Below are 348 nucleotides of genomic sequence, written 5' to 3' on the forward strand. Positions count from 1 at the left end.
CGGCGACGGCGATCTCGAGGTCGTCGATGTCCCGCCACGGACCCTTGTGGCGGTTGCGGACAAGCTCGGCCTTGAACAGCGAATTGAACGCCTCCGCGAGGGCATTGTCATACGAGTCGCCGCGGGAACCCACCGAGGCGACGAGGTCCTGTTCGGCGAGGCGTTCGGTGTAGCGCAGCGCCCGGTATTGAACGCCGCGGTCCGAGTGATGTATCAGTCCGGTCAGGTCGTCGCCGGCATGGGTGCGCTGCCAGATCGCCATGTTCAACGCGTCCAAAGCCAGGTCGGTGTACAGGTTCCTGGACAGCTGCCACCCGACGACCATCCGCGAGTAGACGTCGATGATGA

General features: G+C 64.4%; 1 protein-coding gene. It reads right to left on the minus strand.

Translation table 11 applies throughout. The annotated features are described in order from the left end of the window. Window positions 1-348: DDE-type integrase/transposase/recombinase (locus CEY15_RS17995; RefSeq protein ID WP_141244356.1), on the minus strand; the 348-nt coding region annotated here is incomplete at both ends.

The organism is Dietzia natronolimnaea (assembly GCF_002289575.1).
In the GTDB taxonomy this organism is placed as follows: Bacteria; Actinomycetota; Actinomycetes; order Mycobacteriales; family Mycobacteriaceae; genus Dietzia; species Dietzia natronolimnaea_A.